The following is a 26,243-nucleotide window of genomic DNA, read 5'->3' on the forward strand; positions in this document are numbered from 1 at the left end:
ATTGACGGGGTAGGGATATGAGTAAAAAATCATTTCAAAATCGGATTGCTTTTGGGGTTTGGCTAAATGATTTTCGCAGCACACCGATATTGGATGATACGTGGCCAAGCGTATTGATTGATCAGCAAATCATAAGCGATTTTCAAAAAACCATGGATTTTTTAAAGAAAGCTGGTTATACCGATATCGATTTGTTTGGTCTGCTTACCAATCGAGATTGGCCATTGGATATCGAGAGTGTTTTAACCATTGAGAGAAAAAATCAAGTCGATCACCTTATTCATATCATTCAGTCCAGCGATTTGCAACTCATATACGGTTTAGGAGTCTATAGCTGGGGTTTTGACACGATTATTCAAAACAATCCAGAAGTTCGAGGGACCAACTCTTCAGCTTTATGTGGTTCGCAAGGTAAGTCTCAAGAACTGATGGAGAAAGTGATTGATTTTATCGGGAGAAACTTTGCTGTGGATGGATATCATTTAGAAGCTGCTGACCAAGGTCGTTGTCGCTGTGAAAAATGCATTCAGGAAGGTGATGTTGATTATTATAACCGCTTAAACCGACAAACGGCTGCTTACATACGAAACCGTTGGCCGGGAAAGAAACTACTAGTGAATACTTCCGGGTATCTTCCCTGGGGAGACTGGATGAACGAAGCAGAACGTCGTTCGGTTTTGGATTTAGGGAAGAATATTGATATTTTTATCGATGGCGGTAATCATGGACAGTTTATTCATGAAAATGATCGAGCGGTTTTTATTGATAGATTACCCTGTGACTATGGGACTTCAGGTGGGTTTTGGATTTATCCACCCCAACGTTTTGATCGAAACCGCTGGTTTCTTCCCTATATTTTGCGATCAACCACTCATCTTCGCAATCTATATCGAGATGGGAGCCGATCCTGTGAATTGTATTTGGGACCCCTGATCAATCCCAGTACCGAGATGAATATCTTCTGTTTAGGACGTTTTCTTCAGGATGTCGATCAAAATCCTCTCGATATTATTGAGGAAGGAGTCGAAGAGTTATACCATATTAAAGACCCAGCGCAAAGAAGCAACTTCGTCGAACTATTTCACAATGCCGAGTCAGCTTTTTTTAATAACTGGTCTCCCCATCGCCTGACTAATATTCCAGAGTTTTATTCCGACGGGATCGATTCTCTCTTTCAATGGTCAAAATTACATCGAGATCGAGCGATACCAGGTGAGCTCTTTCTTGATTCTCTTACCGGTCAATATCCTCCTTTTCCAGTTTATCTTACCGTACACCTGGATAAAGAGAGAAGAGAAAGTTACCAAAGAGAATTGATGGATCTTTTACCATTGGTGAAAAGTTTATTAAAAGTCAATGGTGGAAACCACCACAAGATAGAGACTATTCATCTTTGTATTCAAAACACCATTCAAGATATTGAGATGGTCAAAAATCTTCAGGAACTGAACCAATAAAAACGCCTTTAACCATGAAGGAGGTCATTCTATGGCAATTGGGAAAAAAGTATGGGTTATTCCAGATGGTGAGCTTCCCCGAAAAGAACTAGGAAGGTGGGATTCTCATGAAGCGATCATGATTCTTAATACCAATCCTTTTGAGGTAAAAATACGAGTCACGGTCTATTTTAAGGATCAAGAGCCGGTAGAGGGGATCATACTCAAATTAGGGGCTAAGCGAATGTTTGATTTCCGAGTTGATCGACCTGAGGAATTTGGCGGATATGCCATGCCAGCCGGGAAAGCATATTCTTTGGTTCTTAGCTGTGATCATCCCATAGTCGTGGAATATTCCCGCTTGCTCTCCCTTGGTGAATGTTTCGGAATGTTTACTACCATTCCTTATTTTGAAGAGGAAATTAATTAAATCTTGGAAATGAATGAAGGAGGTGAGGAAACCAGTATTCACTTTGAATCGTGTTGTTAAAAAAAGTTAGGTTGCTTAGTAAAAAATATTTACAGGAGGGTTTATATGAGAAAAAGATCGGTATTTTCTATCCGTTGTATGGTTATGCTAATTATGTTGGTTTTTTTAGTAGGAACGGCAATGGCCCAGGAACAAGTATTAATGGAAACCAGAGGTCCCCAAGGAGAAGAACCCACTTGGTATAGTGATGTCACCTTAACTCCAGAAGAAATGCAAAAAGTAAAAGAAGGAAACTACAAAGCAGCTTATTTGATGCATACTTCATCTGATTTTGCTAATGCTCTCATGGCGGGTGCCAAAGATCTTTTTAATGAACTGGGAATTGAATTAGTGGTAACGACGGATGCTGCCATGGATCCAACCAAGCAAAAAACCGATGTGGAAACTGCCCTGGCCCTTAAGCCTGACATTATTCTAACCTTGGTTATCGATCCAGTTGCTGGTGCTGAAGCCTTCCGGCCTGCAGTAGAAGCTGGAGTGAAGTTGGTATTTATGAGCAACCTTCCTGATGGATATGTTCAGGGAAAAGATTATGTTGGAATTGTTACTGACGACCTTTTTGGTATGGGGAAAGTTGCTGCTGAGATGTTGGCTGATGCTTTAGGTGGGAAGGGGAAGATTGCCTGGCTGTTCCATGATGCCAGTTATTATGTCACCAATCAGCGAGACAACGCTTTTAAAACCGTGATCCAACAAAACTATCCCGATATTGAAATTGTAGCTGAACAGGGCATTGCCAATCCAGCTGACTCTGAAACGATTGCTTCAGCGCTCATAACCCAGCACCCGGAAATCACTGGATTTTATGTTCCTTGGGATACGCCGGCTGAAGGAGTTGTCGCTGCCTGTCGCGCAGCAAAAAGACCAGATATTAAAATTGTCACCTTAGATCTGGGTGCCAACAATGCTCTCGATATGGCACAAGAAGGCAATGTTGTCGGTATCGCTGCTGACTTGGCTTACATGCTCGGTTATACCAAGGCGATGTTGGGAGTCTATGGAGTACTGGAAAAACCAGCACCACCATTTGTGATTGTTCCTGCTATTAAAGTAACCAAAGAAAATTTGGTAGAAGGTTGGAGAGAATCGCTTCATCAAGATCCACCTCCTGAAATAATGGACATGTATAATTAAAACCAATAATTATCCTATGGAGCTAAAGATACAAACGCAGAATGAGAACCATTATCTTACAGTACTTTTTTTCTAAAAAAGTTTTCGAGGAGCATGGTTTTTCAAGCCTGTAAGTGGGTTTCCAAGTAGGAAAATAAACTAAAGTGGGGAGTAAAAAATTACTCCCCACTTTGATGAGAAAGGATTTTTTTATGTCAACGCCGGTTTTAGAATGCCGTCAAATCTGTAAATCTTTTGGTGGGGTACCCGTTTTAAACAATGTAGATTTTATTCTTGAGAAAGGTGAAATACACGCATTAGTTGGTCAGAATGGCGCCGGCAAATCAACTTTAATGAAAATTATTAACGGAGTCTATAACCGGGATAGTGGTGATATTTTAATCGAAGGGGAAGAACAGGTTTATAAATCTGCTCAAGAAGCGCGCAAGGCTGGAATTAGCATGGTGTTCCAAGATTTTAGCTTGGTGCCTACTCTGACAGTTGCCCAAAATATTTTTTTAGCTCGAGAATTATCAGGTGGACGTGTCGTATTAGACGATCGAAGAATGGAGGAGATAACCCAAAAACTTCTTGATTCGATCGGAATCGATATTTCCATTCATCCCCGGGAAAATGTTGAAAATTTGAGCGTCGGCTCAAAACAATTAGTTGAAATAGCGAAAGCTCTTTCAACCGATTCAAAAATACTAATCTTCGATGAGCCCACAGCATCTCTCTCCCAAGCTGAAATATCTTCATTGTTTAGCGTTATTCAAAATTTAAAAAAGAAAGGGATTTCGATCATTTACATTTCCCATTATTTAAAAGATATTTTTAAGTTATGTGATTCGGTAACTGTTTTACGAGATGGAGTCAACGTTTTATCCCAACCGATTTCAGAAACATCATTAGAAAAAGTTATTGATGCCATGGTTGGGAAGAAAGTTGGAAATAGGATTAGTTGGGAAAGAAGCCAGCGAGGTGGCGAAGAAAAACCGCTCCTATCGGTTCGAAACCTTTCTACTGATTCGATTCACCAAATCAGTTTTGATCTTTGGCCTGGTGAGATAGTTGGTTTGGCTGGACTATTAGGAAGCGGACGTACCGAAATATTTAAAGCTCTTTTTGGCTTGGATCCTATAAAAAGTGGAGAAATATTTATTCAGGGTGAAAAATCAACTATTCTATCGGTTCCCGATGCTCTAAAGCACGGGCTGGGTTTGGTCCCAGAGGATCGACGAAATCAGGGTCTTATTATGGATTTTTCAATTAATGAAAATATCTTGCTTCCTCTAATGAACAAACTGACTCAGCTCATTTTAATCAATGATCAAAAAGGGAAAGAAATCAGTCAAAAATTTGTCAGTGATTTTAAAGTGAAATGTGATGGTATTGAACAACAGGTTCGGTATCTTTCCGGCGGTAATCAACAAAAAGTTGTCGTTGCTAAAAATGTGGCCAATCAACCAAAAATCGTTCTCCTTGATGATCCAACATTTGGAGTGGACATTCAATCGAAATGGGAAATTATGAATATAGTTAAAGAATTTGCCCGATTGGGGAACGGTGTTTTATTTATTTCTTCCGAGTTTGGAGAAATAGCCTCTTTCTGTGATCGGGTGTTGGTGGTTAAAAAAGGAGAGATAATTGAAACAATTGTTAATTGTAATGAACAAAGCCTTGATGAAGAAGCCCTCTTGAAGATGGTGCAGTAGGTTTTATTGGTTTTCAGATTGATTTAATTTTTTATTCATAATCCATGCTAAGTCATTATTTAGTTCCTTCTCCCTTGATGGGAGAAGGCGAGGATTTGTGCCCGGCATGGGCCTATTCTATAGGGTGAAAATCCCGAACGACGAAGGGAATCGTAGTCGTTAGCTCAAGGCAAGGGTGTCCACCGTGAGGTGGAATCTGAAGGAAGCCAGCGGCAAATCTCCGGCCTGAGGAACACGAACCTCAAGCGAGGCTCTTGACAAGTGGATGAGCTTGCATCCCAAAGCGAAATCCTGATTCCCAAAGGTGTCAGGAGTACATGAGGCAGGTAGATGGAGAGACAGAATAGGCTCTTACCCGGGGAGGCCTGCTGGCCGGCCGGGCCATCCGGTAAGGGACATCATATTCAAAAGTGTCCGTGAACCAGCAGGAGTCAGCAGAGGCCATAGTACTTAAGAAAAAGGAAGGGCCAAACGAAAGGAATGGGAGTCACGTCATGAGTTCAGACCAAAAACACCGACAGCCGAATATCTCGAATGAGAGCTTCCTCAAAGGGGAAACGGTGAATCCGTCTTCCTTCCGAGAAGTGCCGAGTTCCCGTCGTGCACCCCGACGCCAGCCTCCCAACGAAGCACTCGGTTGGTAAGTATAAAAGGCAAATACCAGAAGCTTCGGGTATCCTTTTGAACCGCCGTATACCGAACGGTACGTACGGTGGTGTGGGGGGACGGGGGTTAGTCGCCCCCTCCTACCCGGTGAGGGTGAAAGGTTGGATTTAGAAACAAGTTTTGTGTTTTAAATTGAACTTGAGGAAAATATCCAAATATCCCCCTCACCTGAATCCTCTCCCACCAGAGGAGAGGAAAAAAAGAGAAATAGGAGAAGGTCAGGATGAGAATCTGGTAAGCTCCATGTCATGACATGGAGCTGCATTAAATAGGTATTGTATTTGTATCCCAACATTTTAAAAATATTTAATAGAGCTTGATTTAAAAAGAATGCTATTGGTTCAGAAAAGAAGAATATCTGAAGGAAGGAGATTGCTCTTGAAAAAAAGAAGTCAATCAAATCGAGCCATCAATACCAATGAATTTATAGTGTATATTGCCTTTTTAGCAATTTTTGTCTTTTTTTCTATCGTTCTCAGAGGGCGGGGATTTCTCTCTTCGGAGAATTTAATGAACATTGCTCGTCAGACTGCCATGATTTCGGTTATGGCTGTTGGGATGACTTTTGTCTTGGCTGCTGGAGAAATTGATCTTTCGATCGGTTCTATTGTAGCGTTGGCGTCACTTACAACTGCATTAGCCCTCCGCCACAGCTCCTTATTGGTTGGAGTTATTACTGGGTTGGGTACCGGAGTTTTAATTGGTATGGTTAACGGTCTTTTTGTAGCTAAAATCGGAGTCCCCTCCTTTCTTGTCACCCTGGGAATGACCGGAATTATTACCGGATTAGCCCGTTGGATTACGCAGCTTAAATCTATTCCGGTAACTAATAAAACCTATAATTTTATTTTTGGATCAGGAGATATCGGACCGATATCAATTCTTTTTGTTTGGACAGTTGTTTTGCTCATTATGGGTCAAGTTGCCTTGAGGAAGACCAAATTTGGTCGTTATGTGTTGGCAACTGGTGGAAATAAAATATCTGCTCTTTATTCAGGAATCAATGTTGAAAGAATTAAATTTTCCGTTATGGTTTTAAATGGTGCCTTAGCAGCTTTGGCTGGAATGCTATATGCTGGTAGACTTCATGGTGCTCGTTATACTTTAGGCGAAACTGATTTGATGACGGTTATAGCAGCAGTTATCATTGGAGGCACCAGCATGTCAGGAGGCCGGGGATCGGTAATCGGTTCCATCGTTGGTTCTCTTATAATGGGAATGATTAATAATGGATTGATATTGATGGGTTTATCAGTCGATCAACAAATGATTTTCCGTGGATTGATTATTATTATTGCAGTTTCTTTGACCATGAGAGAAAAGAAAAAATAAAGGAGGCCGGTAGATGCCACCATCTTTGCCATTTTTACGTATACCAAAGGCTGCTCAACTGGTCGTAGTAACCGATCTTGAACAGGAAAGCTTCCCCGTCACCCAGTTGAAAAAATATTTTCAACAGCGGGATTTTGTTATTCTTTCTCCTCGAGACTTTAAACTTCGTGATTGGAAAAAGGTTGATAAAAACTTTAAAGGTTTTATTTATCTGGAAGAAAAGGAAAACCAACTTTTCTCTGATATACAACCTTCAGGGAAAAGCGCTCAACTGGTAGAAGATGGTTTTAAAATTCAAACCGCTCAATGGCAGGAAATTCCATTGATACTCCTTTTAGGGGGTGGTCGACCGGGTTTGATTTATGCGGTGAATGAATTGGGTCAAAAAATTCTTTCATATCAGGGTGATGAGATATTCATTCCGGAAGTGAATCTTGAGCAGTCACCTTTACTTCCTTATCGTTTGCTTTGGACCTGGGACCATAGTACCAACTGGTGTTTGGAGCAAGTCGGTATTCAGGAAATCGGTGCCATGAATTATTATTCCAAACCCCCAGAGGGGTTTTTAGAAGACTACTATCGATTAGTTGATTTTATGAGTCTCAATCGAATTGGGGGAGTTACTATCTACGGCTTTTTGAGGGATTGCCATGGAGGAATTGAAGCCGCGCAGAAGCTCTGCCGATATGCAACTGACAGGGGAGTCCGGATTCTCCCCGGAGTTGGAATTAATGCTTACGGAGGGATCTATTGGGAAGGAAACCACCGCTTTAATTTAACCCAATGGCTCCGACAACATCCAGAATTAAAAGCCGTATTAGGAGCGCCGGCCGCTTTTTCCATTCCTGACTTACCTCCTCTTTGGTTTCCAGAAAACCAATACACCGATACCGCCTGTCCTTCAAAATCGGAAAACGCCCGATATCATGAGGAGGCGATTGCTTGGTTAGCAGAAACCTTCATGATTGGTGGGATTAATTTTGAAACCGGAGATTATGGAGTTTGCCAGTGCGAAGAATGTTCTCGAAGACGTAAAGAAAATTCAACTTGGTCGTTACGAGATATGGCTCTCCTTTATCCACGTCTTTTTTCGGCTGCTCGAAATCAGCGTCAAGACCTTTGGTTGGTCAGTGAGGCTTATTGGGATAACCTTTTAAACCGACAAGTACTTCAATCTCTTGATGAATTGCCCGACGAGGCAATTTATCAATTTTGTTTTAATCGCTCTTACTGGCCTCGTTTAAAAACTGATTTAACCAGGGAATATGTTCAAGGATTGCCTCGGAGTAAAAATATCTTTCGCACCCATATGGGTTCACAATGGAATCGGGAACGGTATGAATTAGTTGCTGACCGTTTCGCTGAAATGATGCAGTTGGCCTTTAAAAGTGGAATGAAAGGCGCAACCATTTTTGGTGAGGTTAGTGCATTTAGCGTCGTCAATGAAATCAATTATTTAGCGTTCGCTCGCTTTGGTTATCAACCGACTCTGACTTGGGAGAAATTTATTGAAAAAGACCTTAGTCCTCTTTTCGGAGGGAAACTGGCTGCCGAAATCTATCTTCGGCTTCTTACGGTTCCATCGCAAGGAGATATTTTGAGTCAAGCGATTGGCGAGGCTCGGGAAATGAGTCACTCGTTGAGCGGAGAGCAGTATCGACGGTGGATATGGCTTCAAAATCGTCTGATGAAAAAGAAAGCCATGGTGATTGATTAATCTTTTTCATGCAATGGTTAAAGAATGAAAGAAGGTGAGGATGAGGGTGAAAGCCAAGATTGAAATCCAGGTTTGGTGTTATGAAATGAAGTTTATGGAAGGTATCCAATCCCCCCTCACCTTAATCCTCTCCCACCAGGGGAGAGGAAAAAATAAGATAGAACTCTCCCATCAGGGAAGATTTGGTAGCGGTTTGATAAATCAAGCCCGCTAAAAAGTTTACAGGACAGAGATAGGAGCTTGACCAGTGAGTGGTTTTTTATTTACAAGATTTTGGGCAGCTGCTAAAGCTGAACAAGGTCGACTGGAGTAAGTACAAATATAAGTACTCACTGAAGGAAATTCGGAAAGCTCATAGGAGCTGCGAAAAGCAAGAACGATCATTCGATCGCCGACAGATGTTGATAGTTTATTTACTAACTGTTTTTGGAGGTTGGTTTCAAAATCCGCACCAGGAAGTGGATAATCCTCGGTCACTGCAATGAAAGAATGAGCTGATAATATTGTTTCGGGGATAGCTTCATCCCTTAAGTCTTCATAATGATAGATTTTAATGTCAACACCTAAACGAACCAGTTCTTTTTCAAAGATGTCAAATGCCGGTTCCGATTGGTTTGGACCAATGCCTCTGGTGTGAGAGAGAATAGCATAGGCATCGCGTGGGACACAATTAATGACAGTAAGCGGCTGATTTAAATTTATTGGCCATAATTGCGAACGATCCCGTAAAATTGTAATTGCTGAAGACGCCGCATCAAGGGCTACTGATGCATGATCACTCAAGCCAAACTGTGGTTTTAAATCGGCTATCATCGACGGAGCAGAGAAAATCCCTTTATTAAATTTGAGAGTTAGAATTCTTCCCGAAGCTTGGTCTAATCTTTCCTGAGTTATTCTTCCTTTTTTTACCGCTTGAATGACGCTTTGGATAAGCTTCATATGCTGTTTAATATATATCGAGGAATCATGATCGTAGTGTTCTTCAGCTAACATAATCATATCAACACCGGCTTGAATGGCCTTGATGGCGGCTTCATCAGAAGGGTAATTTTTCTTTATAGCTCCCATATTCATGCTGTCAGTGAGCACCACTCCTTTAAAGCCCATTTTTTCCCGAAGGAGATGGTTCATAATTAAGGGGGACATAGTCGCAGGATTGATAGAATCGATTTGAGGGAAAAGGATATGGGAGGTCATGACCATATTGACACCAGCGTCAATACCTTGTTGAAAAGGATAAAGGTCACCTTGTTCTAATTGATTGAGGTTTTTATTCACAGTTGGGAGATTGCGATGGCTGTCTATGGAAGCATCTCCATGACCGGGAAAATGCTTCAAGGTTGATATTATGCCACTGGTATTTGCTCCTTTGACGGCGGCTACAACCTGGTCAGCGACTCTATTGGGAAATTCACCAAAGGATCGCATACCGATAATGGCATTATGAGGATTGGAATTACAATCAGCACAGGGAGCAAAAATAGCATTGAAGCCAACCGAGAGCATTTCTTTTCCAAAAATATCGTATATTTTTTGTGTTAGTTCTGGTTTTCCGGTTGCACCCAAGGCTAAATTTCCCGGCCCGGTTGTACTATACGGAACCAGCACTCCCCAGGTTCCCTCATGATCTACGCCTAAAATAAGAGGAATTTGATGGGATGTTCGCTGGGTAAATTTCTGGAGTGAAAGCGTCAATTCTTTTGCTTCTTCAGGATTGGAGGCGTTCTCCTGGCTTAAATAGCAGCCACCAATACCGTATTCTACAATAAGTGGTGTAATCGGGTTAAGGTTGTGCCCTGCAAAAGCTAGAAGAAATAGCTGTCCAACTTTTTCTTCAAGAGAAAGAGAATTCAGAAGGGACTGAATTGGTGATGGAAAATTCATGCTCATCCTCCCCAATATTATTTTACCAATTATAGCATGCATTTCCGTTGACATTGATTCTATTTATTGTTTACAATGTTAATAGTTCGTTCTCGAATCGAACAAATGGTACAATGATGATGACAACTCTAACCAGTTCTCGAGTTAATGATATCCACAAGAAAATGGTTTTCCGTTATATCTGGGAAAAAGAACAGGTATCACGAACCCAGATACGGTCCAATTTTGGGTTTAGTAAATCGACGGTATCGGGTATTATTCGTGATTTAATTGACCAAGGTTTAATTGTTGAAAATGGTCAAGAAGATGCTCCTTTGGGGAGGAAACCCGAGCTTCTCACGGTGAATCCCCAGGGACCAGTGGTCCTCAGCGTTTTACTTAAAGATTTTGGGGACGTTGAAGTTGCTATTGTTGACCTCAAGGGTACCATCCTTAACCGAGAATCCTTCACCTTATTAACCAAAGAACCACCCCGAGCCGCTGTGGATGAGGTTGCCTGGTTTGTGAATGAAGCTCTTTCGAGGTTTCCAGAAACGACCTGTTTAGGTATAGGCTTGGGTGCTCCGGGTATTGTTAACCATCGTTCGGGAGTTATTGAATACTCAGCTCATTTTGGGTGGAAAGGGATACCAATCGGTTCGATGTTGGCAGCGAGTGTAAATCAAAAATTCCCTATTTTAGTTGATAACCGAACCACTGCAGCCACCTTGGGGGAAATGTGGTTCGGAAGCGGAAAAAACTCTCGAAATCTTATCTGTATCAACTGCGGAGAAGCCATTGGAGCAGGAATTGTCATTGAAGGGAAAATATATCGGGGTTTTTTAGATGGCGTTGGTGAAATAGGTCATATTCCTTTGATCCAAAATGGAAATCCTTGTTTTTGTGGAAAAACCGGTTGTATTGAATCAATGGTTTCACTTCCCGCTTTAATGAAAAAAATGGGAAGAAAATATACCGGAGAGGACGATGCAACTCGTATACTGCGAGATAAAATTAAGAAACCTTCGACAAGGGAAATGACCTTGGAAGCCTATTCTACTTTAGGCGAGATAACTGCCATCCTTACTAATGTTTTAGCACCCGAGAAGATTATTTTTGCCGGAGGGCTTACCCGGATCGAGCCGGAGGAAATGTTACGTTCAGTCCAACAAAAAGTCCAAGAAAAAGCTCTGGAACCTTTAGCGCGCAATATTCAGTTAGAAATGAGTCGTTTTCACCAAGAAGCTGAAGCGCTCTGGGGTGCTTCTCTGGTGATGGAAAATTTATTTAGTTTAGAGATAATTCGTTGATGGAGGGTTGATGATGGAAAAAATTGGTTTTGGCGTCATCGGTGCCGGAATCTGGGGCAATTCTCACGCTTGGATTTATTCAACTGAGCCATTTTCAGAACTGATTGCAGTATGTGACAAAGTTGAAGAAAAAGCGAAAATCCTAGCGGAAAAGTATCATGCTCGGCGTTGGTATACAGATCCAGAAAAAATGTTAAAAGACCCTGAAATACAAGCTGTTGGGATAGCAACACCCGATTTTGCCCACCGAGAACCTTTTGTTGCTGCCTGTCAAGCAGGTAAGCATATTCTCTTGGAAAAACCGCTGGCAACCAATCATGAGGATTTAAAATTTATGAAAACCGCTTATGAAAAATCAGGAGTGCGAGTCATGGTTGATTTCCACGCTCGTTGGAATCCACCTTTAGTCGTTGCCAAAAAGAATATTGACCAGGGAACCATCGGTGAGATTATTTCCATGTACTACCGTTTGAATGATACCATTTATGTTCCCACCCAGATGTTATCCTGGGCTGAAGAATCATCCATCCTTTGGTTTTTAGGAAGCCATACGGTTGATACCCTTCGATTTCTTTCCGGCAAAGAGGTCAAAAGAGTATATTCGGTTTCCCGGGCTGAAGTCTTAGTGAAGCTTGGTGTGAATGTTCCCGATATTTATCAAAGTGTTTTGGAAATGGAAGATGGAATTATTGCCAGCATTGAAAACAACTGGATTATCCCAAATTCTCATCCCAACTGGAATGATATAAAGCTGAACATTTTGGGGAGTAAGGGGATGTTTAATATGGATCTGACCAATAACCAAGCCATTGAACGCTATCTTCCCGAAAAGAGTGATCATCCCGATATCCTGGTAATGCCCACCATACATGGCAAGCCGAGTGGTTTTGCTCATGAAAGTATTCGGGATTTTATTCATAGATTAAGGACCAGTGAGAAATTTGTTGTTGACTTTGAAGATGGATACCGGGTGAGCAAGGTTATTCTCGCTATTATGGAATCAGCAAAAACCCGAATGCCGGTTGAAGTCACCTATAATTCTTAGTAATAAGTCAGGAGGGATTCGAATGCTTGATAATGCCATAAAAATATTTGATTTAAGTGGAAAGGTAGCTTTGATAACTGGAGCAAGTAAGGGTTTAGGGAAGGCATTTGCTACCGCTTTAGCTGAAGCCGGGGCAACGCCAATTTTACTGGCGAGAAATCAATCGGAACTGGAGAAAACTGGCAAGGAAATTGCTCAGATTAATCCACAATGTACTTGGTATGCAGCAGATATAACCAAAGAAATTGAAGTTGAAAAAGTTGTGAATAAAATAATTGATCAGTTCGGAAAGATCGATATATTAGTTAACAATGCAGCAACCGGTCGAATTAATCTTCCCCCCGAAGAAACCAGTTTAGACCAATGGAATTTTGTTATTGATACTAACCTCACCGGTATGTTTATTTGTTCCAGGGCGGTTGGGAAGGAAATGATAAAACAAAGGGCCGGGAAGATAATCAACTTGGCTTCAATTTCAGGGTCAATAATCAACAAAGGTGTACATGGCGGATCCTATGAAGTTTCAAAATCGGCAATTGCAGCCTTAACCAGGGCTTTGGCTGTCGAGTGGGCTCCTTATAACATTAACGTCAATGCCATTGCCCCTGGATATTTCCTGACTGAACCGAATATCAAATTTTTTGAAGCTAACCAGGATTTTTATAACCAGGTAGTGGATATGGTCCCTTTAAAGCGAATTGGGAATCCCAATGAACTCAAGGGAACCGTTATATATTTAGCGTCGGAAGCTTCCAACTTTATGACTGGATCAATTGTCGTTGTTGATGGAGGATATACTTTGTGGTAAGAGAAAAGATAAAAAGAAAAAAGGGAGGTGATAGCTTAGCTTTTCATGAGTCACAGATTTTTTAATCAGATAATAATAAAAAGGGGGAAAAATGAGATGCGTAAGTTTATTATTCCATTCGTGATATTGCTGTTTTTTTCATTAGCAAGTGTTGTTTGGGCAGAAGTCCCGGCCGAGGTAGCTACCTGGTCGAATATGGTTAAAGAAAAATTTGATGGCACAACCATTACCTGTGCTTTTACCTCACACCCAACCACCGATGCCATGCAAGCAATGGTTGACGAGTTCACGGAATTGACTGGGATTAAGGTTCGATGGGATATCATTGAGGAAGGCTTGCTCCGCCAGAAACTGCTTTTAGAACACGAAGCCAAAACCGGTGTCTATGACGTTATACTCATCGATGCTTTCAATATGGCTGAGTACGCGCCAAGCGGAGTAGCACTTGATCTTCAGCCGCTCCTCGAAAACAAAGAAATTACTCCTGATTGGTATGAATATGCTGATATTCTACCGGCCTACCGGGATGGCATAGGAACTTTCAATGGAGTCATCAGTGGAATTCCAGTCGCTGGTGAGACTCGTTATGTTGGCTATCGGACTGATCTTTTCGAAAAATACGGCCAGAAGCCTCCTGAAACCATGGATGAATTGTTAGCAATGGCCAAATTTTTCAAAGGAAAAGAAGAAAACCTTTATGGAATAGGAATGCGTGCCCAAAGAGGAATCCATTTTGCTTCCGGTTGGTTGACGGTAATGTATCAACTGGGTGGCCAGGTACTCGATCAAAAAACCTGGGATGTTCTTTTGAATGATCCAAAAACAGTAGCCTCACTTGAATACTATGTGGATCTATTAAATCAAGGACCTCCGGATATTGCCGTTTATACTCATGAAGAAGCGGTTTCAGTATTTACTTCTGGCCGAGCGGCCATGTGGTTTGACTCAACCGCTCTTACTCCCTGGGTTATTGATCCAACCAAATCGGCCATTACTGATAAAGTCAGTTTTGTGCCACCTCCTAGCGGGCCAGCTGGAGCATATGGAGTTTTAGCCGGGTGGAACGTTGGTATTTCCAGCGATGTCGATGAAAAAAGACAGGAAGCCGCTTGGGCGTTCATCGTGTGGATGACCAGCAAATATAAAGCGAAAGACTATGTCAAACTTGGTGGTACCCCAGTGCGAGAATCGGTTTATACTGATGAAGAACTAGTTGCCGCCAACTGGACCTTCCCGATTCAATTAGAATCCTTAGGTCGTGCCGCCAATTTAGTTAAAGATGGTATGATGTGGTTGCCTCCGCACCCAAAACTAATGAAAGTCTTGGAAATTGCTGGATCCTATGGTTCCGATGTGTTAGCTGGACAGATGTCTGCCAAAGATGCTATGGATAAAGCCCAAGCTGAATGCGAAAATATCATGGCTGAATAGGAATGACTCTCGGGGAGGGTGAAAACCCTCCCCCCCCATCGGGAGAATTATCGATGAAGAACAAAAGGGAAGAACACTATTGGTATTTACTGCCGTCACTGCTTACTTTAGTGGCGATTGTAATTTTTCCCACAATTTTTCTCTGGTATATGGGTTTCACCAATTATGATTTGACAATGGGATGGGAACAACACAAATTAATAGGTGTCAGAAATTTTCAATATCTGGCTTTTGAAGACAAAGATTTTTGGCATTCGATGAAAATTAGTCTCTGGTTTATGGTTTTTACCGTTGTCATTGAATTCGTATTGGGTTTAGCTATTGCTTTGCTTTTTAATCGACGTATTCGCGGGAAAAGATTATGGATGTCTTTTTTAATCATACCCATGGTGATCACCCCGACTATCATTTCGCTCATCTGGAAATTAATGCTCAATACCGAATATGGAGTTCTTAATTATATTCTTTCTTTATTTTCTATTACAAAAATCAACTGGTTAGGGTATGAAAACGCTCTCTGGTCGGTTATGATGGTTGATATTTGGGAATGGACTCCTTTTGTTGCACTTATTCTTTATGCTGGTTTACAATCTCTTCCTCAGGAACCCTACGAAGCGGTTGTCGTTGATGGCGCCTCACCCCTGCAAATATTTTATTACCTTACCCTTCCTCTTTTAAAGCCGATGATTCTTATTGCCATTTTGCTTCGTTCCATTGATTCTTTAAAAATATTTGATATTGTATACGGTTTGACTCAAGGAGGACCGGGAAATGCTACTGAGTTAATGAGTATGCATATCTACCGACTCGGTTTCCGACATACCAATTGGATTGGACGAGCATCGGCGAATGCTATGGTTTTACTGGTTATTATTACAATATTGACGAACATATTGCTACGGATAATGAGAAGAGGGACCAGGGGGGAATTTTAAATGACCACATTTTTTAATTATACCCGACAAAGAAGAGTCAAAAACATCATCTTAGATATTCTAATTGCTTTGGTGGTTATTGTCTGTGTTTTTCCTTTTATCTGGATGTTTATGACTTCAATAAAAACTCGGGTTCAGACCATTGATCCTTCAGTTTGGTTTTTCCAACCAACTCTCGAAAATTATCGAGCGATATTTCAAAAAAGAGATATGTTTATGTATATCAACAATAGTATCATTGTAGTATTGTTTACCACCTTGATTTCTGTTGTATTAGGCACTTTTGCTGCCTATGGACTAGCACGTTTTCAGTTCAATAGAAAAGAAGATATTGCCTATTGGATTCTTTCGCTCCGGATGTTACCACCTATGGCAGTGGTTATACCCTTTTTCCTTCTAGGGCGTTTTGTAGGGCTTCTTGATACCCACCTCCTTCTCATTATCGTGTATCTGAGCTTTAATATTCCTTTTACTATTTGGATGATGAGAGGCTTTATTGAGGATATTCCTCGTGAACTCGAAGAAGCAGCTTGGGTGGATGGCTGTTCAAGATTCCAGGCCATACGACGAATCATTTTCCCGCTCATTGCTCCGGGGATTGCTGCTACTTCAATTTTTTGTGTCATCCAATCCTGGAACGAATTTTCTCTGGCCTTTTTTCTAACCAGTTTTAATGCTCGGACTATACCAACGACGGTAACTTTTTTCCTTTCAGTTCTTGGTGTAATCTGGGGAGAAATGGCGGCAGTGGGAATAGTTGCTACTATACCAGTTCTTATCTTCGCTTTAATAGTTCAAAAATATCTGGTTCGTGGTCTTACTTTTGGTGCTATTAAGAGCTGAGCAGCTAATAAAGGATTATTGTACCTTGAAATGGAACTCTCCGAGGAATAGAATATGAATGAAGATATTCCTAAGGTGGAGATGAAATGAAAATAACAAGACTAATCGCCTATACCGGGTTGTCGGTTGCAGTGGTCACAGTTGTTACCATGGTAGTACAGGTACCGATACCGCAAACCAAGGGGTATATTAATCTTGGTGATGCGGTTATTTTGGTTTTTGCTATGCTTTTTGGTGCCAAGGTGGGGATGATTGGTGGCGGGTTAGGTTCAGCTTTAGCTGATATTCTTACTGGTTATGCTCACTGGGCGCCGTTTACTCTTATCATTAAAGGAATAGAAGGGCTGATCGTTGGTCTTTTTGCTTCAAAAGAGATGAGCGCTGGAAAAAGAATTCCTATTCTTATTCTTGCGGTTCTAGAAATGGTTTTTGGTTATTTTTTAGTTGAAACCCGTCTCTATGGTTTGGGGGCAGCTTTGGTTGAAATACCTGGAAACTTAATACAAGCAGGAAGTGCCGTTATCATCTCACTTTTACTTTTTTATGCGATAAAAAGAGTTGAGAAGGTTTATACTCGAGAAGTATGAAAAAAATTAAATAAAGGGATTTTTCTTGAGGAAAAATCCCTTTATTTAGAAACGGTATTATTTTTAACCTAAAAAATTAGTTCAGAGAAGATAGGTTCTAAAAGGTCTTGAACTCAGATTATTGTTTTTCGAAGAGGTCTTTTGAAGCACCACATACTGGACATACCCAATCCTCAGGAATATCATCGAAAGATGTACCAGGTTTTACTCCAGCATCAGGATCGCCTAATTCAGGATCATATACGTATCCGCAAACTGTGCAAACATACTTATCCATAAATCTACCTCCCTTACAATTTAAAAAATTATAACTCTATTCTACCAAAATATATTTCCAGTTTTGAAAATATTGTGGGCTAAATATTTTCGATATCTCCTCAACGTCTTTTACACTCCACCTTTAATAAGGCGAGATTTGAAAAAATTCTAAGAGAATCGAATCCCTCTTAATCTCCCTTTATCTAAAAAGAGAGGAATGAAAAAGATTGAACTCATGAGATTGCCACATCACTTCGTTCCTCACAATGACGAATCAGAGTTCCTTCTCCCTTAATGGGAGAAGGTGAGGATGAGGGTGAAAAGCCCAAGATTCGACATGCCCTGGCATGTCGCTACATTAATCGGGTGCAATAAATTGCGCTCCATCATTTTTTAATTCTTTTGTAGGGTCTTGATTTATCAAGCTCGCGGTTTTATGAATCAAGTTAGATATCGTTTATAATTAATGATAACTATTCACCTATCACTACTTCATACCTTGACAAATATTTGTTGAAAGAGTAATACTATATCTTAGTATGGAATAAATAATGGAAAGGAGATGATAACAAAAAAATAAATATCATTATTAGTTATTTAGATTCAATTTTTTAAAAAGGAGTGGGAGGATCAATGAAAATGAAGAAATATGTTTTATGGTGTGTGATATTGGTTTTCGCACTTTCCCTGCTTTTCCCAGCTATCAGTATCGCTGCAAACAAATATGTATTTGCTTGGATCCCAAAAGCTCTAAATAATCCAGTGTTTGAACTAGGCCGAAGTGGTGCCTTGCAAAGAGCTAAAGAATTGACTGAAGAAACCGAAGATACAGTGGAAGTGTTGTATGTAGCCTCGGTTAATTCCGATGCTGCCGAACAAGTTCGGGTGGTTGAGGATGTTATCTCTAAAGGAGTAGATGGTATTGGTGTATCTTGCAACGACCCGACTGCCCTCGAAGATGTAATTGATAAAGCTATCGAAGCCGGTATTCCAGTTATGACCTGGGATTCAGATTCCCCTGAAAGCCAACGCTTTACCTATTTAGGGGTTAGTAACTATGATGGTGGAAAGGCAGCGGCTGATCTGTTGGTAAAGGCTATGGGAACGGCAGGAAAAGTTGCATTGCTTACCGGAGTACCAGGAGCTTTCAATTTAGAGGAAAGAATCCGTGGTTTTAAAGATGGGGTAAAAGACTACCCGGATATTGAGATCGTAACCACGGTTGCCTGTGATGATGATATCAATAAAGGAGTTCAGGTAGTTGAGGAAGTTATGCAAGCTAATCCTGATTTGAATGGGTGGTTTTTTGTGGGTCTATGGCCGTTATTTGCTGAGAGAGGCTCTATGCCTCTATGGGAAGCCGCAGCCAAAGCCGGTACTTTAAAGACGATTGCATTTGATACATTGCCAGTTGAATTAGAACTTTTAAAAGATGGCTATCTTTCCGGTCTGGTTGGCCAAAAGTATTGGGGTTGGGGGTATGATACAATTCAAATGCTCTACGATTATATTGTAAATAATAAAAGGTACGAGAGCTGGACTGACTCCGGTATGGATATTGTAACCATCAAGAATGTCGATGCAATGATTGAAGCTTGGGAAACCCAAGACTTTACAAAACCTCTTCCGCCAGCCTTCTAATTAGCGAAATGAATGAAGCCCGAGAAAAGAAGGCTACTTCATAGAAATCAATTTCTCCAAATTGAAAATTAGAGTACAAGAGGGAAAATGGGAAAGAAGAACCTCGCGCTTTTTGAGTGTGAGGTTCTTCTCCTAAACAGAGGGGAGTGTATAATGCCAACACCAAAAACCGAATCTGATGCGGAAACTACTGCATCTCCGCAACCGGGAATCGGTAGCAAGCTTTTAAACAATCAACTGACCACAATTGTTCTTATTCTATTTTTAATGATTTTTTTACTAGGTTTGTTTACCCGAACTTTTTTAACTGCCAATAATATTTTCAATGTTCTGAGAGCATTTTCTTGGATTGCAATTGCTTCTTTTGGCCAATCGATGGTTATTATTGGGGGCGGGATCGATCTCTCTTCAGGCTCAACTATGGCTTTTGCCGGTATTATGACTGCTATGATGCTTTCCTATGGTTTAGGAGTTTTGGTTTCTATCCTTATTGGTTTAGGATTCGGAGTATTTATTGGTTTCATAAACGGAATTTTAGTAAGCCGTGCAAAACTTCCACCCTTCATTGCAACGTTAGGCATGTTAAGCATTCTGCGGGGGTTTTGTTATGGATTAACCAGTGGTTGGCCAATCAGAGATCTACCTCGAGGATTTCTTTTTTTGGGCCAAACTGATTTAGCTTTTTATATTTGGAAAGTTCCCCTTCCCGCACTAATCATGATTTTCTTTGCCATTATTTCATATATCTATTTAAGCAAAACCAAGGTTGGATATCACATTTATGCGGTGGGAGGAAATGAATATGCAGCATCGCTGGCCGGTATCGATGCGAAGCGGGTAAAATACGTTATCTATTCATTATCCGGTTTATTTGCTGCAGTTGGTGGGGTTCTTATGACTTCCCGTCTGGGGGTAGCAGCACCAACGGCTGCTCAAGGATATGAGTTAGATATCATTGCTGCAGCAGTTATTGGCGGCATTAGTCTTAATGGTGGAGAGGGAAATGTATGGGGAGCGTTAGTGGGAGCAGCCATTATGCAAATTCTTCGTAACGCATTAGTATTGGTGGGTTTTCCCGCTTATTGGCAATCCTCAGCTATCGGTGCGGTAATTATAGGCGCGGTAATGATCGACCAGTATCGAAAAAGACGAATCTGAGGGGGACAATGAGATGAATGAAGAAAAGCAGAAGGATTTTACTCCAATTCAAAATGCTCAACCAATTCTTGAGTTGAAAGGAATTTGCAAATACTTTGGTGGGATTCATGCTCTTGAAAATGTCGATTTTGACGTTTTTCCAGAAGAGATCGTTGCCATTGTTGGTGATAATGGAGCAGGAAAATCAACCTTAATAAAAATTATTGCTGGAGTACATGCTCCAACCGCTGGAGAAATTTATATGCAAGGGAAACCGGTCGAAATAGCCTCTCCAATTCAAGCTCGGGAATTAGGGATTGAAACGGTTTACCAGGAACTGGCATTGATAGAAACTCGTGATGTTCCGTCAAATTTTTTTTTAGGGAGAGAGCCAACTCTTGGGAAAATGGGTATTTTCATCGATAGAAAAAGAATGGTTGATGAAACTGTAAATACCTTAAATTCGTTAGGCATAAAACTTCCATCTCTCAATACGATGGTTAGGTATTTATCCGGCGGACAACGTCAATCATTGGCAATTGGTCGGATCATGCCCTGGGGTGGAAAAATTATTATCATGGATGAGCCGACTGCTGCTTTGGGTGTTAAGGAATCAAGAAAAGTATTAGATTTGGTACTGAAACTAAAGGAAAAAGAATGTTCGGTAATTGTTATTAGCCACAATATGCGTCACGTATTTAATGTTGCCGATCGTATTGTCGTTTTGCGAGGAGGGGTCAAGGTTGGTGAAAGAATAAAAAATCAAACCACTCCCGACGAGATTGTTAAATTAATTGTAGGCGCTGAGATGCTCTAATCTGACTGACGGTTGGAGATTTTTAGACAAGATAAAGCGATTAAAGGTATAATATTATTTGATATCAATATTATTATAAGGAGGTAAGATATCATGAAAAAATCTGTTATTAAGGGGCTGGGTGTGGTTTTATTAGTCGCACTCTTCTCACTTCTTGTTCTTGGTATTGCTTTTGCTGAAGAAAATGAAAAGCTGACTTTCGGTTATATTGCTTTTAGTAGGAAAGACATTTGGAATAATTATTCAATTTTGGCTTTTGAATACGCAGCAAAGCAAAAAGGTGTTGAGACCATTGTTCTTGATCCAGAAGGAAATCTAGAAAAAGCTGTTTCTTCAATGGAAGACCTCATAACTAAAGAGGTTGATGGAATATCGGTTTTCACCATGACTCCTGAATTGGATGTTACTATGGCCGAAATGGCAAACGCCGCCGGGATACCAATTACCTTTGAAAACTCACTTCCTGCCGAAAATACCCCCGAATACATTTCCTGTGTAGCCTGCCAATACGATGATATTGGATATGCGGCAGGGAAATATATCAATGAAGCTTATCCAGGAAGTAAATTGTTCTACGTAATGGGGGCACCAGGCATGGGGATTACTGAGCTCTATGAACAAGGGCTTCATAAGGCACTCGATGAGTTTGGTAAGGTTGAACTGGTTTCAACCCAGCCAACCGATTGGGGCGCTGAGCAAGCAATGAATGTTACTCAAAATGCTATACAATCCGGTCTTGAGTTCGACGTTATTTTTGCCAATAACGAACAAATGGCAACTGGTGTTATCAATGCTTTAAAAGATGCCGGTTTATTTGGCAAAGTCAAAGTCGTTGCTACCGGAGGAGGACCCCATGGTCTGGAAATGGTTGAGAAAGGTGAGCTAGATGCAACCATGAGTGCACCAGTCTCGTTGCAAGGCTTGATTACTTTTAAGAGTCTCTATGAATTTATAACCAAAGGAAAGCAACCAGAAAAATTCATCCCCCTTCCAATTATTCCAATCTACAAGGATAATTTAGATGAAGCGATATCTTGGGAAATAACCGATGAAAACTACGAACGGGCTTTAGGTTATATTGGTGGCATTGAATAGTTCTATTGAAGTTTTTGTGATGTCCTTCCTCAGATGAGGAAGGACATCTTTTTAATTGGAGACAACTTGAAAAAGGAAAACGATTCATGGTAGGACCAGAAAATAGAAAGAATAATATTATTCAAGCCCTTCATATTTACAAAACATTTCCAGGAGTAAATGCCCTTTCTGACGTATCTTTTGATCTCCGTCAAGGTGAGATCCACTGCATTGTTGGAGAAAACGGTGCCGGAAAGTCAACCTTTATTAAAATTCTTACTGGAAGTTATCGGCCTGATAGTGGAGAATTAATAGTTCATGGTAAATCTTATAAATATCTCACTCCATATCTTTCTCAAACTTTGGGGATTCAGGTTATCTACCAGGAGAACATCGTAGTACCGCAAATGACCGTTGCGGAAAATGTCTTTGTTGGGAGAGAAAAGGCCAGTCGCTTTGGTTTGATTCGTTACCAAGATACAGTTCAAGCAACTCAAAAAATCATTGATTCCTTGAAGATTCATCTGGATCCGGAAGCTCCTGTTGAAAAGCTGAGTCCTACTGAGCAACAATTTGTGAAAATTGTGAAATCGCTTGCCTATGAGCCTCGGGTATTAATATTGGATGAACCAACTGCTATGTTTAATGTGAATGATGTAAAAGTGGTATTGGATTTGGTGAAAGATATCAGCCAGCGGGGTATCAGTGTCATATATATTTCCCATCGATTAGAAGAGATTTCAGAAGTTGCTGACCGAATTACAGTTTTTAAAGATGGTCAGATAGTCATCACTCATGATAATCCTGATAAGAATTTTGATTTGAACCTCCTCACCCGTGAAATGGTTGGTCGTTCAGTGGAAACTTTTTATAAAAAGGATAAGAATTCCATCGGTGATGTGGTACTTGAAGTAAAAAATTTGCAACTCCATCGCCACTCCCCAACCATTGACTTTAATCTCAGAAGAAGTGAAATATTAGGTATTGCCGGTTTGGTTGGCTCCGGACGTACTGAGTTATTTCGAGCTCTCTTTGGAATGGATCGGAAGGTCGGTGGAGAAGTGTTTCTTCGTGGAAAGCCGGTCAACATTCGTTCCCCTCAAGATTCTATTCAGGCAGGAATTGGTTTAATTACCGAGGATCGACATAAAACCGGTTTGGCGCTCAACTTAAGCGTTATCAAAAATACTACCATTGCTGGATTAGACCAATATCCTGGAGGAATCCTTAATTTAAACAAAGAAAAAATAGATGTGGAGCATTTTATTCTTGACTTAGACATTAAAACTCCGTCACCTCATCAGGAAGTTCGATTTTTGAGTGGTGGAAATCAACAAAAAGTAGTTCTGGCTCGCTGGCTATTTAAAAACGTTGACATCCTGATTTTCGATGAGCCGACTATTGGAATTGATGTCAATTCGAAAAATGAAATTTATAAGTTAATAACCGAGCTTGCCAAGGAGGGAAAATCGATTATTATGGTTTCTTCCGAATTGCCAGAACTTATTGCTTTGAGCGATCGGGTTTTGGTGGTTAAAAACGGAAGGATCATCACTGAGTTAAACGACCAGGAAATAACAGAAGAAAATATTATATCTTATGCTTTTGGGGTGACTGAAGATGGACAAGCCGAAAAGTGATGGTCAATTAACTGCAAAATCCACAAACTTGCCTGCTTTGTTCAAGAATCAATCGTTTTTTTTATTGATTGTAATAATTTTACTTTCGGTGATTTTTGGATCAATGAACCCCCGTTTTTTGACTTGGGGGAACTTATTAGCGGTCTTTCAGCAAATTACCGTCCTTGGCATTGCGACTATGGCCATGGCTCTTTTGCTCATTTCAGGTGGGATTGATTTGTCGATTGGCTCGATGATCGGTCTTTCCAGTGTCGTCATTTGTACATTGATCATGAGAGGATCGAATGTCGGTTTGGCAATACTCATTGGTTTTGGGATTCCGGTCATCTGTGGCTTTATTAACGGTGTGATTGTCAGTAAAAGTAAATGTGTTCCTCTCATCGTTACTTTGGGAATGAATTATGTATATTATGGCTTGGCTTTAGTAATATCCCAAGGTCTATTTCTTTCAATGAAGGGGAATTTTCAATTTTTAGGACGAGGCCGGATTTTAGGAGTTCCCATGCCGATGATTATTGTCATTGTAATGGTTTTTGCCACCCATTTTTTACTAACCTACACCAAATATGGTCGGCGTCTGGTTGCGATGGGAGGCAATGAACAGTTAGCTTACCTTTCCGGTATCAACGTTGATCGTTTGAAGATTATGAACTATACCCTCAGTGGGGCAATTATTGGCTTGGCATCTTTAGTTTTAGTTTCCCGCTTAGGAAATGTTTTAGCGAATGCAGGCGAAGGGTATGAATTAAGAGCGTTAGCTGCTGCTATCATTGGAGGAGTAACCTTTGAAGGAGGACGAGGAACCATTGCTGGAACATTTCTTGGTGTGATATTACTGGGGATTGTCCAGAATGGTTTAAATATTTTAAATGTTTCATCCTACTTTCAGACTCTTGCCGTTGGGGTTATTATCGTCGTTGCAGTTGTAGTAAGCAATTTGGAAAAGATTCGAAATCGATAAATTCTGCATGAGAAAAACATGGTGGGCGAAGCAGGATTTGAACCTGCGACCCCTTGCGTGTAAGGCAAGTGCTCCGCCGCTGAGCTATTCGCCCACGTCACGAAGGCAATTATAACAGGAATAAAAAAAGAAAACAACCAAAAATACCCTCGGAAAAATCCTCCGAGGGTATTTTTTTATGAGCTCATAGACTCATTTTATAAATAGCTAACACATCTTCTTTATTCAGTTTTTTAACACTTCCTAATGGTCCTCTGCTTACTGCTTTGGCAGCCATTTCTTCCAACCGGTCACTTCCAATTCCGACTTCTTTGAGCGATACTGGGGCGCCAATTCCCTGGAACCAGTTTTTGGTTCGTTCGATAGCCGCTAAACCGAGCTCACTATCGGATTTTCCATTACGAGGAATATTCCACACCCGTTCACCAAATTGAGCAAATTTCTCTGGAATAAGGTCAAGAACGTATTTCATCCATTGAGGAAAAATAATAGCCAAACCAGCACCGTGAGGAATATCATATATGGCACTCAATTCATGTTGAATTCCATGAGTCGACCAGTCACCATCAACACCGGATCCGATCAAGTGATTAAGAGCCATAGTCCCGCACCACATGATGGTTGCCCGAGCATCATAATCATGGAGATTTTTTAGGAGGAGAGGTGTGGTTTCAACGACGGTTTGAATGATGCTTTCTGCCATTCGATCCTGAAGTGGAGCTTCTTTGGTAGGGTTGAAGTATTGTTCGAAAACATGAGCGAGAATATCGGCAATTCCGTTAACGGTTTGATCACGGGGGACGGTCATGGTGTTTTCCGGGTCGAGTATGGAGAAGGTTGGAAAAGTGGAAGGATCCTCAAGGCCCAACTTTTCCTCAGTCTCGTCGTTGGTAATAACTGCGTTATGATTCATTTCAGAACCAGTTGCCGCCAGAGTTATAATGGTTGCCAAAGGGTGCATTCGTTCCGACTTCACTTTTTTAATCATAAAATCCCAGGGATCACCATCGTAATATACACCAATTCCCATAATCTTCGAAGCGTCGAGGACACTTCCTCCTCCAACGGCTAAAATTATATCGATTTTTTCTTTTTTGCAAATTTCAACACCCTGACGAACGCTGGTTATGCGAGGATTGGGTTGAATTCCACCAAGCTCAAATACTTGTAGATCGTTTTCTTGAAGTCGTTTCATGACTCGATCATAAAGTCCATTTTGTTTGATGCTTTTCCCTCCATAGGTCAAGAGGACTTTTTTTCCGTATTTCTTGATTTCTTTGCCAATCCGGTCGGTTTCTCCTTTTCCGAAAAAGACTTTGGTTGGATTGTGAAATTCAAAGTTAATCATAGTTCCTGTACACCTCCGAATAGATTAATAAATTGAGTATTCATTCTTAGCGGATTTCTTAAAGACAAGTGGTAAG

General features: G+C 40.8%; 22 protein-coding genes and 1 tRNA gene. 19 read left to right on the plus strand and 4 right to left on the minus strand.

Features of this window, described 5'->3' with window-relative positions; genetic code table 11:
* The first annotated feature begins 17 nt into the window (after nucleotides 1-17).
* The 6 genes from RT761_RS07125 to RT761_RS07150 all read left to right on the plus strand — a co-directional run bounded on the left by RT761_RS07125 (nucleotide 18) and on the right by RT761_RS07150 (nucleotide 8,469).
* Nucleotides 18-1,457, plus strand: a complete 1,440-nt coding sequence (locus tag RT761_RS07125; RefSeq protein ID WP_218110735.1) for a hypothetical protein — start codon at nucleotides 18-20, stop codon at nucleotides 1,455-1,457.
* 31 nt (nucleotides 1,458-1,488) lie between these two features.
* On the plus strand, nucleotides 1,489-1,866 hold the full coding sequence (locus tag RT761_RS07130; RefSeq protein ID WP_218110736.1) for a sensory rhodopsin transducer: 378 nt from the start codon (nucleotides 1,489-1,491) through the stop codon (nucleotides 1,864-1,866).
* Between the two features lie 105 nt (nucleotides 1,867-1,971).
* Nucleotides 1,972-3,060: a substrate-binding domain-containing protein gene (locus RT761_RS07135; protein ID WP_218110737.1), complete on the plus strand. Its 1,089-nt coding sequence runs from the start codon at nucleotides 1,972-1,974 to the stop codon at nucleotides 3,058-3,060.
* A 191-nt stretch (nucleotides 3,061-3,251) separates the two neighbouring features.
* Nucleotides 3,252-4,754, plus strand: coding sequence for a sugar ABC transporter ATP-binding protein (locus RT761_RS07140; RefSeq protein ID WP_218110738.1), 1,503 nt, complete (start codon nucleotides 3,252-3,254; stop codon nucleotides 4,752-4,754).
* 1,044 nt (nucleotides 4,755-5,798) lie between these two features.
* Complete coding sequence (locus RT761_RS07145; protein ID WP_246465102.1) at nucleotides 5,799-6,752, plus strand: ABC transporter permease; 954 nt, start codon at nucleotides 5,799-5,801, stop codon at nucleotides 6,750-6,752.
* Nucleotides 6,753-6,765: 13 nt separating this feature from the next.
* On the plus strand, nucleotides 6,766-8,469 hold the full coding sequence (locus RT761_RS07150; RefSeq protein WP_218110740.1) for a hypothetical protein: 1,704 nt from the start codon (nucleotides 6,766-6,768) through the stop codon (nucleotides 8,467-8,469).
* Between the two features lie 219 nt (nucleotides 8,470-8,688).
* Here RT761_RS07150 and RT761_RS07155 read toward each other — a convergent pair whose 3' ends face one another.
* On the minus strand, nucleotides 8,689-10,353 hold the full coding sequence (locus RT761_RS07155) for a glycoside hydrolase family 3 protein (protein ID WP_218110741.1): 1,665 nt from the start codon (nucleotides 10,351-10,353) through the stop codon (nucleotides 8,689-8,691).
* 47 nt (nucleotides 10,354-10,400) lie between these two features.
* Between RT761_RS07155 and RT761_RS07160 the strand changes: the two genes are divergently transcribed.
* From RT761_RS07160 to RT761_RS07190, 7 genes are all read left to right on the plus strand, one after another.
* Nucleotides 10,401-11,642, plus strand: coding sequence for an ROK family transcriptional regulator (locus tag RT761_RS07160; RefSeq protein ID WP_218110742.1), 1,242 nt, complete (start codon nucleotides 10,401-10,403; stop codon nucleotides 11,640-11,642).
* A gap of 10 nt (nucleotides 11,643-11,652) precedes the next feature.
* Entirely contained in the window at nucleotides 11,653-12,687 is a 1,035-nt protein-coding gene (locus tag RT761_RS07165) for a Gfo/Idh/MocA family protein (protein ID WP_218110743.1), read from the plus strand.
* A gap of 22 nt (nucleotides 12,688-12,709) precedes the next feature.
* Nucleotides 12,710-13,495: an SDR family NAD(P)-dependent oxidoreductase gene (locus RT761_RS07170; RefSeq protein WP_218110744.1), complete on the plus strand. Its 786-nt coding sequence runs from the start codon at nucleotides 12,710-12,712 to the stop codon at nucleotides 13,493-13,495.
* Nucleotides 13,496-13,591: 96 nt separating this feature from the next.
* Nucleotides 13,592-14,926 (plus strand): ABC transporter substrate-binding protein, encoded by a 1,335-nt coding sequence (locus RT761_RS07175; RefSeq protein WP_218110745.1) that lies wholly within the window; start codon nucleotides 13,592-13,594, stop codon nucleotides 14,924-14,926.
* 53 nt (nucleotides 14,927-14,979) lie between these two features.
* Nucleotides 14,980-15,861 (plus strand): carbohydrate ABC transporter permease, encoded by an 882-nt coding sequence (locus RT761_RS07180; RefSeq protein WP_218110746.1) that lies wholly within the window; start codon nucleotides 14,980-14,982, stop codon nucleotides 15,859-15,861.
* Complete coding sequence (locus RT761_RS07185) at nucleotides 15,862-16,704, plus strand: carbohydrate ABC transporter permease (RefSeq protein ID WP_218110747.1); 843 nt, start codon at nucleotides 15,862-15,864, stop codon at nucleotides 16,702-16,704.
* Nucleotides 16,705-16,790: 86 nt separating this feature from the next.
* Complete coding sequence (locus RT761_RS07190) at nucleotides 16,791-17,291, plus strand: ECF transporter S component (protein WP_218110748.1); 501 nt, start codon at nucleotides 16,791-16,793, stop codon at nucleotides 17,289-17,291.
* 118 nt (nucleotides 17,292-17,409) lie between these two features.
* Here RT761_RS07190 and rd read toward each other — a convergent pair whose 3' ends face one another.
* Entirely contained in the window at nucleotides 17,410-17,568 is a 159-nt protein-coding gene (gene rd, locus RT761_RS07195) for a rubredoxin (RefSeq protein WP_218110749.1), read from the minus strand.
* Nucleotides 17,569-18,188: 620 nt separating this feature from the next.
* On the opposite strand from rd, the gene RT761_RS07200 reads away from it, so the two are divergent.
* The 6 genes from RT761_RS07200 (at nucleotide 18,189) to RT761_RS07225 (ending at nucleotide 24,819) form a co-directional block, all read left to right on the plus strand.
* Entirely contained in the window at nucleotides 18,189-19,190 is a 1,002-nt protein-coding gene (locus RT761_RS07200; protein WP_218110750.1) for a sugar-binding protein, read from the plus strand.
* A gap of 153 nt (nucleotides 19,191-19,343) precedes the next feature.
* Entirely contained in the window at nucleotides 19,344-20,348 is a 1,005-nt protein-coding gene (locus tag RT761_RS07205) for an ABC transporter permease (protein WP_218110751.1), read from the plus strand.
* 13 nt (nucleotides 20,349-20,361) lie between these two features.
* Nucleotides 20,362-21,144: an ATP-binding cassette domain-containing protein gene (locus RT761_RS07210; protein WP_218110752.1), complete on the plus strand. Its 783-nt coding sequence runs from the start codon at nucleotides 20,362-20,364 to the stop codon at nucleotides 21,142-21,144.
* A 93-nt stretch (nucleotides 21,145-21,237) separates the two neighbouring features.
* The gene (locus RT761_RS07215) at nucleotides 21,238-22,239 is read left to right on the plus strand and encodes a sugar ABC transporter substrate-binding protein (protein ID WP_218110753.1); all 1,002 of its coding nucleotides are present in this window, start codon (nucleotides 21,238-21,240) and stop codon (nucleotides 22,237-22,239) included.
* Between the two features lie 86 nt (nucleotides 22,240-22,325).
* Entirely contained in the window at nucleotides 22,326-23,858 is a 1,533-nt protein-coding gene (locus RT761_RS07220) for a sugar ABC transporter ATP-binding protein (RefSeq protein ID WP_218110754.1), read from the plus strand.
* Nucleotides 23,839-24,819, plus strand: coding sequence for an ABC transporter permease (locus RT761_RS07225; RefSeq protein WP_218110755.1), 981 nt, complete (start codon nucleotides 23,839-23,841; stop codon nucleotides 24,817-24,819). Before RT761_RS07220 ends, RT761_RS07225 begins: the two co-directional genes overlap by 20 nt.
* Nucleotides 24,820-24,838: 19 nt before the next feature.
* Here RT761_RS07225 and RT761_RS07230 read toward each other — a convergent pair.
* Nucleotides 24,839-24,913, minus strand: a tRNA-Val gene (locus tag RT761_RS07230).
* 90 nt (nucleotides 24,914-25,003) lie between these two features.
* Nucleotides 25,004-26,167 carry an iron-containing alcohol dehydrogenase gene (locus tag RT761_RS07235; protein ID WP_218110756.1) on the minus strand — a complete coding sequence of 388 codons (1,164 nt, stop codon included), beginning with the start codon at nucleotides 26,165-26,167 and terminating at the stop codon, nucleotides 25,004-25,006.
* Nucleotides 26,168-26,243: the final 76 nt, after the last annotated feature.

It is taken from the genome of Atribacter laminatus (assembly GCF_015775515.1).
Taxonomy (GTDB): Bacteria; Atribacterota; Atribacteria; order Atribacterales; family Atribacteraceae; genus Atribacter; species Atribacter laminatus.

Coding starts and splice junctions, on each gene's coding strand:
- RT761_RS07125 (WP_218110735.1), top strand. CDS start 18: ATGAGTAAAAAATCATTTCAAAATCGGATTGCTTTTGGGGTTTGGCTA.
- RT761_RS07130 (WP_218110736.1), top strand. CDS start 1,489: ATGGCAATTGGGAAAAAAGTATGGGTTATTCCAGATGGTGAGCTTCCC.
- RT761_RS07135 (WP_218110737.1), top strand. CDS start 1,972: ATGAGAAAAAGATCGGTATTTTCTATCCGTTGTATGGTTATGCTAATT.
- RT761_RS07140 (WP_218110738.1), top strand. CDS start 3,252: ATGTCAACGCCGGTTTTAGAATGCCGTCAAATCTGTAAATCTTTTGGT.
- RT761_RS07150 (WP_218110740.1), top strand. CDS start 6,766: ATGCCACCATCTTTGCCATTTTTACGTATACCAAAGGCTGCTCAACTG.
- RT761_RS07155 (WP_218110741.1), bottom strand. CDS start 10,353: ATGAATTTTCCATCACCAATTCAGTCCCTTCTGAATTCTCTTTCTCTT.
- RT761_RS07165 (WP_218110743.1), top strand. CDS start 11,653: ATGATGGAAAAAATTGGTTTTGGCGTCATCGGTGCCGGAATCTGGGGC.
- RT761_RS07170 (WP_218110744.1), top strand. CDS start 12,710: ATGCTTGATAATGCCATAAAAATATTTGATTTAAGTGGAAAGGTAGCT.
- RT761_RS07175 (WP_218110745.1), top strand. CDS start 13,592: ATGCGTAAGTTTATTATTCCATTCGTGATATTGCTGTTTTTTTCATTA.
- RT761_RS07180 (WP_218110746.1), top strand. CDS start 14,980: ATGAAGAACAAAAGGGAAGAACACTATTGGTATTTACTGCCGTCACTG.
- RT761_RS07185 (WP_218110747.1), top strand. CDS start 15,862: ATGACCACATTTTTTAATTATACCCGACAAAGAAGAGTCAAAAACATC.
- RT761_RS07190 (WP_218110748.1), top strand. CDS start 16,791: ATGAAAATAACAAGACTAATCGCCTATACCGGGTTGTCGGTTGCAGTG.
- rd (WP_218110749.1), bottom strand. CDS start 17,568: ATGGATAAGTATGTTTGCACAGTTTGCGGATACGTATATGATCCTGAA.
- RT761_RS07200 (WP_218110750.1), top strand. CDS start 18,189: ATGAAGAAATATGTTTTATGGTGTGTGATATTGGTTTTCGCACTTTCC.
- RT761_RS07205 (WP_218110751.1), top strand. CDS start 19,344: ATGCCAACACCAAAAACCGAATCTGATGCGGAAACTACTGCATCTCCG.
- RT761_RS07210 (WP_218110752.1), top strand. CDS start 20,362: ATGAATGAAGAAAAGCAGAAGGATTTTACTCCAATTCAAAATGCTCAA.
- RT761_RS07215 (WP_218110753.1), top strand. CDS start 21,238: ATGAAAAAATCTGTTATTAAGGGGCTGGGTGTGGTTTTATTAGTCGCA.
- RT761_RS07220 (WP_218110754.1), top strand. CDS start 22,326: ATGGTAGGACCAGAAAATAGAAAGAATAATATTATTCAAGCCCTTCAT.
- RT761_RS07225 (WP_218110755.1), top strand. CDS start 23,839: ATGGACAAGCCGAAAAGTGATGGTCAATTAACTGCAAAATCCACAAAC.
- RT761_RS07235 (WP_218110756.1), bottom strand. CDS start 26,167: ATGATTAACTTTGAATTTCACAATCCAACCAAAGTCTTTTTCGGAAAA.